Annotated in this window: 13 protein-coding genes; 6 read left to right on the top strand and 7 right to left on the bottom strand. The window is 68.6% G+C overall.

Annotated features, from left to right (window positions below):
- The first annotated feature begins 94 nt into the window (after positions 1 to 94).
- Genes ACEL92_RS07185 through ACEL92_RS07165 form a run of 5 tightly spaced genes read left to right on the top strand, consistent with a single transcriptional unit; the run spans position 95 to position 5,659 of the window.
- Positions 95 to 733: a TetR family transcriptional regulator gene (locus tag ACEL92_RS07185; protein ID WP_374024931.1), complete on the top strand. Its 639-nt coding sequence runs from the start codon at positions 95 to 97 to the stop codon at positions 731 to 733.
- A complete protein-coding gene (locus ACEL92_RS07180) occupies positions 723 to 1,637 on the top strand; it encodes an ATP-binding cassette domain-containing protein (protein WP_374024930.1) in 915 nt (304 codons plus the stop codon). The genes ACEL92_RS07185 and ACEL92_RS07180 overlap by 11 nt, the downstream gene beginning before the upstream one ends.
- Complete coding sequence (locus tag ACEL92_RS07175; protein ID WP_374024929.1) at positions 1,634 to 3,277, top strand: ABC transporter permease; 1,644 nt, start codon at positions 1,634 to 1,636, stop codon at positions 3,275 to 3,277. Before ACEL92_RS07180 ends, ACEL92_RS07175 begins: the two co-directional genes overlap by 4 nt.
- A gap of 7 nt (positions 3,278 to 3,284) precedes the next feature.
- On the top strand, positions 3,285 to 3,959 hold the full coding sequence (locus ACEL92_RS07170) for an isoprenylcysteine carboxylmethyltransferase family protein (RefSeq protein WP_374024928.1): 675 nt from the start codon (positions 3,285 to 3,287) through the stop codon (positions 3,957 to 3,959).
- Positions 3,960 to 3,976: 17 nt separating this feature from the next.
- Positions 3,977 to 5,659 (top strand): CocE/NonD family hydrolase, encoded by a 1,683-nt coding sequence (locus ACEL92_RS07165; RefSeq protein WP_374024927.1) that lies wholly within the window; start codon positions 3,977 to 3,979, stop codon positions 5,657 to 5,659.
- Positions 5,660 to 5,745: 86 nt separating this feature from the next.
- Here the strand turns inward: ACEL92_RS07165 and glgC are convergent, their stop codons facing one another.
- Positions 5,746 to 6,960, bottom strand: a complete 1,215-nt coding sequence (gene glgC, locus ACEL92_RS07160; protein ID WP_374024926.1) for a glucose-1-phosphate adenylyltransferase — start codon at positions 6,958 to 6,960, stop codon at positions 5,746 to 5,748.
- 150 nt (positions 6,961 to 7,110) lie between these two features.
- Between glgC and glgA the strand changes: the two genes are divergently transcribed.
- Positions 7,111 to 8,274, top strand: coding sequence for a glycogen synthase (gene glgA / locus ACEL92_RS07155; RefSeq protein ID WP_374024925.1), 1,164 nt, complete (start codon positions 7,111 to 7,113; stop codon positions 8,272 to 8,274).
- 23 nt (positions 8,275 to 8,297) lie between these two features.
- Here the strand turns inward: glgA and ACEL92_RS07150 are convergent, their stop codons facing one another.
- From ACEL92_RS07150 to fadD6, 6 genes are all read right to left on the bottom strand, one after another.
- Complete coding sequence (locus ACEL92_RS07150) at positions 8,298 to 8,471, bottom strand: DUF3117 domain-containing protein (RefSeq protein ID WP_003878471.1); 174 nt, start codon at positions 8,469 to 8,471, stop codon at positions 8,298 to 8,300.
- Between the two features lie 193 nt (positions 8,472 to 8,664).
- Entirely contained in the window at positions 8,665 to 9,243 is a 579-nt protein-coding gene (locus ACEL92_RS07145; protein ID WP_374024924.1) for a DNA-3-methyladenine glycosylase I, read from the bottom strand.
- Between the two features lie 2 nt (positions 9,244 to 9,245).
- The gene (locus ACEL92_RS07140) at positions 9,246 to 9,593 is read right to left on the bottom strand and encodes a DivIVA domain-containing protein (RefSeq protein WP_374024923.1); all 348 of its coding nucleotides are present in this window, start codon (positions 9,591 to 9,593) and stop codon (positions 9,246 to 9,248) included.
- A 50-nt stretch (positions 9,594 to 9,643) separates the two neighbouring features.
- Positions 9,644 to 10,633 (bottom strand): glucosyl-3-phosphoglycerate synthase, encoded by a 990-nt coding sequence (locus tag ACEL92_RS07135; protein WP_374024922.1) that lies wholly within the window; start codon positions 10,631 to 10,633, stop codon positions 9,644 to 9,646.
- On the bottom strand, positions 10,630 to 11,454 hold the full coding sequence (gene folP / locus ACEL92_RS07130) for a dihydropteroate synthase (RefSeq protein ID WP_374026113.1): 825 nt from the start codon (positions 11,452 to 11,454) through the stop codon (positions 10,630 to 10,632). Before folP ends, ACEL92_RS07135 begins: the two co-directional genes overlap by 4 nt.
- Positions 11,455 to 11,623: 169 nt before the next feature.
- Positions 11,624 to 13,408 (bottom strand): long-chain-acyl-CoA synthetase FadD6, encoded by a 1,785-nt coding sequence (gene fadD6 / locus ACEL92_RS07125; protein WP_374024921.1) that lies wholly within the window; start codon positions 13,406 to 13,408, stop codon positions 11,624 to 11,626.
- Positions 13,409 to 13,453 lie beyond the last annotated feature (45 nt).

Raw genomic sequence — 13,453 nt, 5'->3', positions numbered from 1 at the left:
TGGTGGCGACCCGCCACTAGCCGAAGCTCTTTTACGGATTCTTGACGCGATACCGGCTTGACGCGTGACTGAACGCGCGTTTAGTGTGCTGAACATGCGTTCAGCCGACCTGACCGCAACGGCTCGAATCCGCGACGCGGCGATCGAGCAGTTCGGACAACACGGCTTCGGCGTGGGACTACGGGCCATCGCCGAAGCCGGGGGCGTGAGCGCCGCGCTGGTCATCCATCACTTCGGCTCCAAGGAAGGCCTGCGCAAGGCCTGCGATGACTACGTCGCCGAAGAGATCCGCAGCACCAAATCGGAGGCGATGCGGTCCAACGACCCCGCCACCTGGTTCGCGCAGCTGGCCGAAATCGAGGACTTCGCCCCGCTGACGGCCTACGTGGTGCGCAGCATGCAGACGGGTGGCGATCTGGCGAAGACCTTGTGGCAGAGGATGATTGACAACGCCGAAGAGTACTTGGACGAGGGCGTGCGGGCCGGGACCATAAAGCCCAGCCATGATCCGAAGGCCAGGGCCAGATATCTCGGTATCACCGGCGGCGGCAGCCTCCTGCTCTACATCCAAATGCACGACACACCAACGGATTTGCGTGCGGTCCTGCGCGATTATGCCCGGGACATGATCCTGCCGGCCCTCGAGATCTACAGCGAGGGCCTGATGGTGGACCGCGCCATGTACGACGCATTCCTGGCCGCCGAAGATCAAGGAGGATCACATGCCAGTTGACAATGTCGCGCCCATCGAAATACGCGGTCTGACAAAGAACTTCGGAACTGTACGGGCGCTCGACGGCCTCGACCTGAAGGTGCGCGAAGGCGAGGTCCATGGCTTCCTGGGCCCCAACGGCGCCGGGAAATCGACGACCATCCGCGTCCTGCTCGGCCTGGTCAGGGCGGACGGCGGCCGCGTTCGGCTGCTGGGCGGCGACCCGTGGACCGACGCGGTCGCCTTGCACCGCCAGATCGCCTATGTACCGGGTGATGTCACGCTGTGGCCGACGCTGACCGGCGGCGAGACCATCGACATGCTGGCCCGCATGCGCGGCGGCATCGATGAAAGACGGCGCGCGCAATTGATCGAGCGCTTCGACCTCGACCCCCACAAGAAGGCGCGGACCTATTCGAAGGGCAACCGGCAGAAAGTCTCGCTGATCTCCGCGTTCTCGTCGCGCGCGCGCCTGCTGCTCCTGGACGAGCCGAGCAGCGGCCTGGACCCGTTGATGGAGAACGTTTTTCAGCAATGCGTCGCCGAGGCGCGTGACCGAGGGGCGACCATCCTGTTGTCCAGCCACATCCTGGCCGAGACCGAAGCGCTGTGCGAAAGGGTGACCATCATCCGGGCCGGCAGGACCGTGGAGAGCGGCTCGCTGGACTCGATGCGGCATCTCAGCCGCACCTCGATCAGGGCCGAAATGACCGGCGACCCCGGCGACCTCACCCGAATCAAGGGGGTTGAGGACGTCAGCGTCGAAGGCAACACCGTGCGCGCCCAGGTCGACGGCGAAAGCCTCGGGGAGCTCATCCGGGCGCTGGGCGACGCGGGCGTGCGCAGCCTCGTCAGCCAGCCGCCGACGCTCGAGGAACTCTTCCTGCGCCACTACGACACGGCGGACAAGGTGTCCGCATCATGAGCACCGCAACCTTGGATCGGTCGCAGCGCCCGGCCCACCCGGCCCCGCAACGGCGGCCGAACTTCACGGGAACGCTGCGCATGCTGCGGCTCTACCTCCGGCGCGACCGAATCTCGCTGCCGCTGTGGGTATTGCTGCTCTCAGTGCCGCTGGCAACGGTGTACGTCGGCAGCATCGAAAAGGTCTACCCCACCCAGGCGGCGCGCGCCGGCTTCGCGGCTTCCATCATGGCGAGCCCCGCCCAGCGTGCGCTCTACGGGCAGATCTACAACGACAGCCTTGGGGCGGTGGGCATTTGGAAGGCCGGGATGTTTCACCTGCTGATCTCGGTCGCCGTCATCCTGACCGTCATCCGGCATACCCGCGCCGACGAGGAGGCCGGCCGGACGGAGCTCGTCGACTCGACCGCGGTTGGGCGCTACGCCAGCCTCACCGCCGCCCTGCTATTGGCCTTCGGCGCCAGCGTCGCGACCGGCGTGATCGGCGCGGCGGGGCTGCTCACCACCGACGTCGCCCCCGGGGGGTCGCTCGCGTTCGGCGCGGCGCTGGCCTGCTCCGGCCTGGTGTTCACCGCGGTCGCCGCGGTGGCCGCGCAGCTGTCGCCGAGCGCGCGGTCCGCCCGCGGTGCCGCGTTCGCGGTGCTGGCGGCGGCCTTCACGCTGCGCGCTCTCGGCGACGCCGGTTCGGGCGCGCTGTCCTGGCTCTCGCCGCTGGGGTGGTCGTTGCAGGTCCGGCCGTACGCTGGCGACCGCTGGCCGGTGCTGCTGCTGCATCTGGCGACGATCGTCGTCCTCACCGGGGTGGCCTATCGGCTCCTGGCAGGCCGCGACGTCGGCGCCGGGCTGTTTGCGGAACGCCCCGGCCCCGGCTCCGCCGCCCCGCAACTGGGCAACGTGTTCGGGCTGGCGTGGCGGCTGGACCGCGGTGCCCTCGTCCTGTGGACCGTGGGCCTGTGCCTCTACGGGGTGCTGATGGGCAGCGTGGTGCATGGCATCGGGGACGAACTCGGCGACAGCGCCGCCGCGCGCGACATCGTCGTCCGGATGGGCGGCACCAACGCCCTGGCGGAGGCTTTCATCGCCGTCGCGTTCACCATGCTGGGCATGGCGGCCGCCGCGTTCGCGATTTCGCTGACGCTGCGCCTGCATCAGGAGGAGGCGGCGCAACGCGCCGAGACGACGCTCGCCGGCGCGGTGTCGCGAACCCGCTGGCTGGCCAGCCACGTACTGGCCGCGTTGCTCGGTTCCACGGTCGCAATGCTGCTCAGCGGTCTGGCGGGCGGGCTCGTCTACGGCGCCGCGGTCGGCGACGTCGGTGGCAAGGTGGCCGTCGTGGTGGGAAGCGCGGCGGTGCAGCTGCCCGCCGTCTGGCTGTTGTGCGCGGTGACCGTCGCCGTGTTCGGGCTCGCGCCGCGATTCACGCCCGTGGCGTGGGGCGTTCTGGTCGGGTTCGTCGCCTTGTACCTGATCGGTTCCTTGGCCGGGTTCTCACAGTGGTTGCTCGACCTTGAGCCGTTCGCCCACATTCCGCGCGTCAGCGCCGATTTCACGGTTACGCCACTGTTGTGGTTGCTCGTCATAGATGCCACACTGATCGCCCTGGGAGCCGTGGCTTTTCGACGACGCGATTTGCGAGTTTAGGAGCGTCATGAAGATCGGTGTTCGACTGGCGGCGTCATCGATTCTCGGAATCGCCGCCTACGCTTTGGTCCTCTTCTTGCCGGCCGGCACCTTCCACTATTGGCAGGGCTGGGTTTTCATCGCTCTGTTCACGGTGGTATCGATCGTCCCGACAATCTATTTGGCGCGCAAGCATCCGGCGGCGCTGCAACGGCGCATGCATGCGGGACCTCAGGCGGAGACCCGGACGGCCCAGAAGATCATCAGTGCCGCCGCCTTCGGAACTCTGTTCGTGGTCATGGCGTTCAGCGCGTTCGATCATCGGATGGGCTGGTCGACGGTACCCGTCTGGCTGTGCGTCGTCGGTGACATCCTGATGGCCGCCGGCCTTGCCGTCGCCATGCGCGTCATCATCGAGAACAGTTATGCCGCTGCGACGGTCACGGTGGAGAGCGGCCAGAAAGTCGCCTCCGACGGACTCTACGGGTTCGTCAGGCACCCGATGTACGCCGGGAACGTGATCATGATGGTGGGCATGCCCCTGGCGTTGGGCTCCTATTGGGCGCTTCTGCTGGTCGTCCCGGGCGTCGCGATCCTGGTGCTGCGCATTCTCGATGAGGAGAAGCTGCTCAAAGCGGACCTCCCGGGATACCGCGATTACGCGCAACGGGTCCGCTATCGGCTGCTGCCGAGCGTGTGGTAGCCGCCTAATCTGATCGCGTGGCCCGCACTCCCTCGCCCAGCAGAGATCGGCCGTGGCGTCGCCCCGGCGCCCTTCGCTACGCGCTGAGCCGGATACGCGGCATCGCCAAGCCGCCCGTCACGGTGACCGAGCCACCGGCTGACATCGGCGTGGAACGTGACGTGGCCGTGCCTACCCGCGATGGAACGGCCCTGCGGATCAACGTCTTCCGGCCTCGCGGCGCCGGGCCCCTGCCCGTCGTTCTGAGCATTCATCCCTATGGCAAGGACAATCTGCCGAAGCGCCGCGGCCATGGATGGACGTTTTCCGTCCAGTACCGAATACTGCGCCAGCCGCGACCGGTGACCTTCTCGGCGCTGACGGGTTGGGAGGCGCCCGACCCTGCATGGTGGACCGCGCAGGGCTTCGTCGTGGTGAACGCCGACTCGCGGGGCTGCGGACACTCCGACGGCACCGGAAACCTATTGTCGCGGCGGGAGGCCGAGGACACCTACGACCTGGTGCAGTGGAGCGCCGCGCAGCCGTGGAGCGACGGGCGGGTCGTCATGCTCGGGGTGTCGTACCTGGCGATCAGCCAGTACGCCGCCGCGGCCCTGCGGCCGCCGGCGCTGCGGGCGATCTGCCCATGGGAAGGCTTCACCGACGCCTACCGCGACCTCACTTTTCCCGGCGGCGTGCGGGAACGGGGTTTCACCCGGATGTGGTCACGCAACGTGCGACGTGCCACCCGGCAGGCCTACGACCTGGAACGGATGCAGGACCTCCACCCGCTGCGTGACGAATTCTGGCAATCCCTGGTGCCGGACCTCTCCGCGATCGACGTCCCGATGCTGGTGTGCGGCAGCTTCTCCGACAACAACCTGCACAGTCGCGGCTCCCTCCGCGCGTTCACTCACGCAAGCTCCCGCCACGCCCGCCTCTACACCCATCGCGGCGGCAAGTGGGCGACGTTCTACTCCGAGCCCGCGCTGGCCGAGCAGCTGGCGTTCTTCCGCGCGGCGCTGGACGGGTCGCCCGGTTCGCGCAGCCTCCGCCTTGAAGTCCGCGAAGACCGCGACACCGTCACCGCGGTTCGCGAAGAGGCCGAATGGCCGCTGGCGCGCACCCGTTGGCGGCCAATGTATTTGGCTGGAGGCGGACTGCTGATCGGCCGGCGGCCGTCGGCCGACGGTGGCATTGCATTCGAAACCCGTTCCGGCGCAGTCGCTTTCACCTGGGTGGTGCCGACGGATGTGGAGCTGACCGGGCCGATGGCTGCGCGACTGTGGGTCGAGCTGGATGGCTGCGATGACGCCAATCTGTTCGTCGGCATGGAGAAGTGGCGTGACGGGCGGTTCGTCGGGTTCGAGGGCTCCTACGGCTACGGCCGCGACCGGGTGAGCACCGGGTGGCAGCGGGTCTCGCTGCGGGCGCTGGACCCCGAGCTCTCGCGGCCATGGGAACCCGTCGCGGCGTGCACCGACCCGCAGCCCGTTCCCCCGCACGAGGCGGTCGAGGTCCATGTCGCGCTGGGCCCGTCGGCGACCCTGTTCCGCGCCGGTGAGCAGCTGCGGCTGGTGGTCGCCGGGCGCTGGTTGTGTCCGAGGAACCCGCTCACCGGCCAGCTTCCCGCAGCCTACGCCGGCTCCCCGCCCGGGCGCGTCGCACTGCGCTGGGGTCCGCGCTACGACGCGCACCTGCTGATCCCGGAGATCCCGTAATAGGCGCGAGCTGGGGGCACCACCCGCTTGCGGGGAACCCAAAGCCACGTGAGTTTGCGTCTGCGCGCGAAAAAGTCGTCGCCGGCCTAGATCCAGACGCCCTTGCCGACCGCGACGACGCCGCCGGCGCTGATCGCGAACCGCTCCCGGTCCTTCTCCAAGTCCACGCCCACCATCTCACCCGGGCCCACGACCACGTTCTTGTCCAAAATCGCGTGGCGTACCACCGCACCCCGACCGACCCGGGCGCCCGGCATGATCACGCTGCCCTCGACGATCGCGCCGTCGTCGACCACGACGTTGGACGACAGCACCGAGTTGCGCACCGAGGCGGCCGAGATGATGCTGCCGGCACCGACGACCGATTCCTGCGCCGATCCGCCGTTGACGAACTTGGCCGGCGCCAGGTTCTCCGACTCACCGCGGATCGGCCAGCGCTTGTTGTAGAGGTTGAACACCGGGTGCACCGACACCAGGTCCATGTGGGCGTCGTAGAACGCGTCCAGCGTCCCCACGTCACGCCAATAGGCCCGGTCGCGGTCGGTGGCACCCGGCACCTCGTTGTCGTTGAAGTCGTACACCGCGGCCATCCCGTCGTCGACGAGTCGCGGGATGATGTCACCGCCCATGTCGTGATCGGAGTGGTCGTCGTCGGCGTCGGCGCGGATGGCGTCGATGAGGACCTTCGTGGTGAAGATGTAGTTTCCCATCGACACGAATGTCGACTCGGGGTCGTCCGGCACGCTCGGCGGGTCCAACGGCTTCTCCACGAAATCGCGGATGCGGCCGGAGTCGTCGGCGTCGATGCAGCCGAAGGCGCTAGCCTCGCCGCGCGGCACCCGGATGCCGGCCACCGTTGCCCCTGCGCCGCTTTCGATGTGGTACTGGACCATCTGCTCGGGGTCCATCCGGTAAACGTGGTCGGCGCCGAAAACGACTATGTAGTCAGGGTCTTCGTCATAGATCAGATTGAGCGATTGGTAGATCGCGTCGGCCGAGCCGGTGTACCAGCGCGGGCCCAGGCGCTGCTGCGCGGGCACCGGCGTGATGTATTCGCCGGCCAGACCGGACAACCGCCAGTTCTGCGAAATGTGACGGTCCAGTGAATGTGACTTGTACTGAGTGAGAACGCAGATCCGCAAATAGCGGGCATTGACGAGGTTGGACAGCACGAAGTCGATCAGTCGATAGGCGCCGCCGAAGGGAACCGCGGGCTTGGCCCGGTCCGCGGTGAGCGGATACAGCCGCTTGCCCTCACCCCCGGCCAGGACAATGCCCAGCACGTGTGGCGCTTCCCTCATGGTTCAAACCTATCGGCCGTCGCGAACCGCTGCCAGAGGGATCGCTCTATTGGCGATCTGCGGCGCGGCTGTGAGTCAAAGTGTTTGGTTTCCTCCCCGATTGCCCGGCCCGACTCGCGGGCCTGGCCGACGCCGAACTACGGTGCGGGTATGCGGGTGGCGATGATGACTCGGGAGTACCCACCGGAGGTCTACGGGGGAGCCGGTGTACACGTCACCGAACTGGTCGCCCAACTGCGCCGACTGTGCGCGGTCGACGTGCACTGCATGGGCGCGCCGCGGCCGAACGCCTTCGTGCACCAGCCCGATCCGCGCCTGCAGGGCGCCAACGCGGCGCTGTCGACGTTGTCCTCGGATCTGTTGATGGCCAACGCCGCGTCGGCCGCCAGCGTCGTGCATTCGCACACCTGGTACACCGGCATGGCCGGCCATCTCGCCGCCCTGCTCTACGACATCCCCCACGTCCTGACCGCTCATTCGCTCGAGCCGTTGCGGCCGTGGAAAGCCGAGCAGCTCGGCGGCGGTTACCGCATCTCGACGTGGGTGGAGCACACCGCCGTCCAGGCCGCGGACGCCGTCATCGCGGTGAGCTCCGCGATGCGCGAAGACATCCTGCGGGTCTACCCCGCCTTGGATCCCAGCCTGGTCCACGTCATCCGCAACGGGGTCGACACCGAGGTCTGGCACCCCGCGGGGCCGATGCAAACCGGGTCGCTGCTGGCCGAACTCGGGGTCGACGCGGACCGGCCCATCGTGGCGTTCGTCGGCCGGATCACCCGGCAGAAGGGCGTCGCCCACCTGGTGGCGGCGGCGCACCACTTCGATCCCGAGGTACAGGTGGTGCTGTGCGCGGGCGCGCCCGACACCCCGGAGATCGCCGACGAGATGCGGTCCGCGGTGGCGCGGCTGTCCGATAGCCGACGCGGCGTGTTCTGGGTCCGGGAAATGCTGCCGATCGGCGAGCTGCGCGAGATATTGTCGGCGGCAATGGTATTCGTGTGCCCCTCGGTGTACGAGCCGCTGGGCATCGTGAATCTCGAGGCGATGGCATGCGCGACGGCGGTGGTGGCGTCCGACGTCGGCGGGATACCGGAGGTGGTCGCCGACGGGGTGACCGGATCGCTGGTGCATTACGACCCCAACGATCCGACCGGGTATCAAGCCAGGCTGGCCGAAGCGGTCAATGAGCTGGTCGCGGATCCCGAGAGGGCGAAGCGCTACGGCGAGGCGGGACGCCAGCGCTGCGTCGAGGACTTCTCCTGGTCCCATGTCGCCGAGCAGACCCTGGACATCTACCGAAAGGTATGTGCGTAGCGCAGCCGTCCGTCGGCGCGCGTTCAGCTGGAGCTCGTGACACCCTTGAGTTCGTCACCGAGGGCGGCGGCTTCGTCGGGCGTCAGCTCAACGACCAGTCGTCCGCCTCCCTCAAGTGGTACCCGCATCACGATGCCGCGCCCCTCCTTGGTTGCTTCCAGAGGACCGTCGCCGGTCCGGGGCTTCATCGCCGCCATCGAGTGCTCCCTCCAGGTTCGAGCCGGCCCGCCTTTGCGGACCTGGTCGGCGTCGAGCATGCCCCGCCAGCGATTTTCCAGCCACACCCGACATCGAACTGCCAAATCACCCCCCTATTGTTCCCTATCCAGGTCACGAGTTGAACAAAGACCCGGTTCTGCGGGCTTAGCGGGGCGTCGGCGGCCCGGGCGCTCAACGGGGGGTGGGCACCCAACAACCCCGGATATGGTCGTCGACCATCCCGGTCGCCTGCATCAGCGCGTAGGCGGTGGTGGGCCCGACGAAGCGAAACCCACGCCGCTTGAGCTCACGCGCCATGGCCTTCGATTCCTCGGTGGCCGAGGGAATTTCGGCGCCGTCAGCAGGCCGGGGGCGCGGTTCCGGCGCAAACGACCACAGCAGCTTCGACAGGTCGGCGGGAGTTCCCAGCTCCGCGGCGGCGCGGGCGTTCGCGATCGTCGCGTCGATCTTGGCCCGGTTGCGCACGATTCCCGTGTCCGCCATCAGCCGCTGCACGTCGGCGTCGGTGTACCCGGCGACCCGCTCGAAATCAAAGCCGGCGAAGGCGCGCCGGAAGTTCTCCCGTTTGCGCAGGATGATCAGCCACGACAGCCCGCTCTGGAAGGCCTCCAGGCTCATCCGCTCGAACAGCGCGACCCCGTCGTGCACCGGGCGGCCCCACTCCTGGTCGTGGTAGTCGCGGTACATCTCGAAATCGGGTCCCGGCCGGATGGCCGCCCAGCTACACCGAACCAGCCCGTCATCGCTCACATCTAGTCCTGACGATCCTCGCCGTCCCCGGGTTCCACGGCCTCGGGTTCATCCTGGGCGTCAGCGGGGGCATGCACGGCGGCCAGCTGTCCCCGCAGCGCCTCGAGCTCGCGCGCGAGCCGATCCAGCACCCAGTCCACCTCGCTGGTCTTGTATCCGCGCAGCACCTGGGTGAACTTGACGGCATCGACGTCCGCGCCGGTCACACCGTACGCGGGCAACACCGTCGCGGTCGTCCCGCGCGGCAGGGGCGGCAGCTGCTCACCCCGTCCGAACAGCACACTCGCCGCGCCGAACAGCACGATCGCCACCAGCACCAGCACCACCAGGTAGAGCAACACCAACGCCACGTCGTCGATATTGCCTTATGCCACCGACACCGCGATGACGCAGCGGGGCCTTAGCGCGGCCGCAGCACCTTCATCGGCGGCCGGTCCGCCAGCGACACCGGCGACGTGTGTTGGGTGTAGCCCTGAAAGTCGGAGCCCTCGTCGTCGTCGACGAAGAACTGCGTCAGCCCGACGCCGGAGTCGGGGACGCCGCAGCGCGAGAGCAGTGTCGCGATGACCTGGCGGCTCATGGCGCCCAGCTCGGCCAACGGCCGGTTGCGATGCGCGCGCACACCGAGGTTGACCTGGGCGATCGCCCCCAAGCCGAGCCGGTCGAAGGTGTCAAGCAGCAGGCCGATCTCCACGCCGTAACCCGGCGCGAACGGCACCGACGCCAGCAGTTCGCGGGTGGCCGCGTACTCCCCGCCCAGCGGCTGCAGGATGCCGCCCAGCTCCGGGCGCAGCGCGGCGAGCAGCGGCCGGGCCACCAGCTCCGTGACCCGTCCGCCCCCGGTCTCGCCCGCCACGTTGCCGACGCGCAGCGGGCGTCGGTAGAAGCTCTTGACCAGGTGGATGCCGTCGCCGGTGAGCAGCGGGCCGACCAGCCACGGCACGAACATCGGGTGCGGATCGATCAGGTCGGAGTCGACGAACACGACGATGTCGCCGCTGGTGGCCGCGAGGGAGCGCCACAGCGCCTCGCCCTTGCCCGGCCGGGTCGGCACCTCGGGCAACGCCTGCTCTCGGCTGACGACACGGGCGCCGGCGGCGACGGCGCGGATCTCGGTGTCGTCCGTCGAGCCGGAGTCGAGCACGATGAGCTCGTCGACCAGCCCGTCGACCAGCGGCGAGATACTGTCGATCACCGATGCGATGGTCTCTTCTTCGTCGAGGGCCGGCAGCACCACCGAGACAGTGCGGCCCGCCTTCGCGGCCTCGAGTTCGGCGACCGTCCAGCCCGGACGGTTCCAGCTGCGGTCGGCCAGCCACGTGTCGCCGGGCCGGGCGGCCAGCACCGAATCTTCGGTGAGGTCGCCAGCGAACAGGTCGGATGCCGTCATGCCAGCCCCCTGACCGTGCGCGTCGGCGGGCGTATCCCCTGGATCGCGGCGACCATTTCGAGCACCCGTCGGGTCGCGGCGACCTCGTGGACGCGAAACATCCGCGCACCGGCGGCCGCCGCCAGCGCGGTGGCCGCCAGCGTGCCCTCGAGCCGCTCGGTCAATTCCACCCCCAAAGTCTCCCCGACGAAATCCTTGTTACTCAAAGCCATGAGCACGGGCCATCCGGTATTAACAAGATCACTCAGGTGGCGCAACAGCAGCAGTCCGTGGAACGTGTTCTTGCCGAAGTCGTGGGCCGGGTCGATGAGCACCCGGTCGCGGGCCAGCCCGTGCGCGACGGCGCGCTCGGCGGCGGCGGTGACCTGGCGAATGACGTCGTCGACCACCCCGCGGGTGGTGGTCCCGTAACTCACCCGGAACGGACGCGTGCGGGGCAGCGCCCCGCCGGTGTGCGAACAGACCAGGCCCGCCCCGAACTCCGCGGCGACCTCGGCCAGGTCCGGGTCGATGCCGCCCCAGGTGTCGTTGATCAGGTCCGCCCCTGCCGCGCAGGCCACCTTGGCCACCTCGGAGCGCCAGGTGTCCACGCTGATCAGCTGGTCGGGGTACGCGTCGCGCAGCCACTCGATGAACGGGATCAACCGGGCGAGCTCGGTGTCCGCGTCGACCTCCTGGCCCGGTCCGGCTTTGACGCCGCCGACGTCGATGACGTCGGCGCCCTCGGCGACGGCCCGGTGCGCGGCGGACCGGGCGGCCTCGTCGCTGAACGTCGCACCCTTGTCGTAGAACGAGTCGGGGGTGCGGTTGACGATCGCCATGATCAGCGGGCGATCGCCGGCGACCGGGCGGCCGCAGAAGGTCGACTGCACACGTCTATGGTGCCCGGTGGCCGCGACGGACGCGGCCCGGGGATCGAGTGTGCGGCTACGGCGCGGTGCCGAGGCGTGTCGTCGCCGTGTGCGCACGCGCGTCGCCGTCAGCGCACGCTCAGCCCTTCGGCCGCTTACCGTCGGCCACCTCGTCGGGATAGTCGTCGTAGTACGGCACGTAGCCCTCGTCGCGGCCGGCCAGCACGTACAGCGGATCCTTGATGTCCGGCCCGTAGGCCTGGTCGCGCAGTTCCACCTTGCGGCTCTTGAACGTCGTGGTGTGCTCGAGCGACTCGACCACCCGCACGAACAGCGGCAGCGCGTAGGCGGGCAGCTGGCCATACACCGCGCTCGCCAGCGACTTGCCGTCGAACTCCGCGCCGTCACGCAGCTTGACCGCGGCCATCCCGGCGCGACCGCCGGTGCGGGGGATCTCGACGCCGAAGACCGTGCACTCCTCGACGTGCTCGTCGGACGCCAGCGCGGCCTCCACCTGGGTGGTGGCGACGTTCTCGCCCTTCCACCGGAACGTGTCGCCGAGGCGGTCGACGAACGCGGCGTGCCCCATGCCCTGCGGGCTCATCACGTCACCGGAGTTGAACCACACGTCGCCCTCGCGGAAGGCGTTGCGCACCAACTTCTTCTCGGTCGACTCCTGGTCGGTGTAGCCGTCGAACGGCTGCAAGCGGTTGACGGGGCTGAGCAACAGGCCGGGCTCCCCGGGGGGCACCCGGCGGACCCGCCCGTTGTCGTCGCGCAGCGGGGCACCGGTGTCGGGGTCGTACTCCACGTAGGCCAACGGCATCGGGAAGACGCCGGTGCTGCGCGGCACGTTGAACACGTTGATGAACGCCGTGTTGCCCTCGCTGGAGGCGTAGAACTCGCAGACGCGGGCGATGTTGAACCGATTCGTGAACTCGTCCCAGATCTCGGGCCGCAATCCGTTGCCGGCGATCACCCGCACCCGGTGCGCGCGGTCGGTGGGCTTGCGCGGCTGGTTGAGCAGGTAGCGGCAGATCTCGCCGATGTAGATGAAGGCCGTCGCGTCGGCGGCGATGACCTCGTCCCAGAACTTCGACGCCGAGAACGACTTGCCCAGCGCCAGCGTGGCCCCGGAGTTGATCACCGACGACAACGCGACCGTCAGCGCGTTGTTGTGGTACAGCGGCAGGCAGCTGTACAGCGTGTCGGAGCTCTTCAGCCGCAGCCCGATGCCGCCGAACGCCGCGAGCGCCTTCAGCCACCGCAGGTGGGTCATCACGCTGGCCTTGGGGAATCCCGTCGTGCCCGAGGTGAAGATGTAGAACGCGGTGTCCTTGGCCTGGACAGCCGACGCCGACGCCGGGTTGGTGGCCGGGGCGCTGACGGCGAACCGCTCCAGGTCCTCCACGGTCATCGTCTCGGTGTCGCCGGCGCCCCCGCACTCGGCCACCGCGCTGACCAGATCGGTTTCGGCGATCAGCACCTTGGCCTTCAGCAGGCCCAGGCTGTGCGCCAGCACCTCGCCGCGCTGGTGGTAGTTCAGCATCCCGGCGACGGCGCCGCACTTGACGGCGGCCAGCATCGCCAGCACCGCGTTGGGCGAGTTGCGCAGCATGATCGCAACGACGTCGCCGTGGCCGACACCCCGCGAGGCCAGCACCGCGGCGTACCTGTTGGCGGCGGCGTTCGCGTCGCGGTAGGTCAGTTGCTGATCGCCGAAGCGCAGGAAGATCCGGTCGCCGTAGCGGGCGGCCCGCTCCTGGAACACCGTGCCGATCGACTTTCTCGAACCCGGCTGGGCCAGCAGGCCGGTCATAGCCCCGCGCACGATCACCGGCATATCGGCCAGCAAGCCCGGCGCCCGAGACGCGATATCGGTCAGTTTGACCGCCGTGCGCGCTCCCCCGTCGTGATTCGACACGTCATCCCTCAATTCTGCGTAAACAACCCGGCGCACAGCCTAGTA

This window comes from Mycobacterium hainanense (assembly GCF_041890355.1).
Classification (GTDB): domain Bacteria; phylum Actinomycetota; class Actinomycetes; order Mycobacteriales; family Mycobacteriaceae; genus Mycobacterium; species Mycobacterium hainanense.
This window is presented reverse-complemented; position numbering and strand designations above follow the sequence as displayed.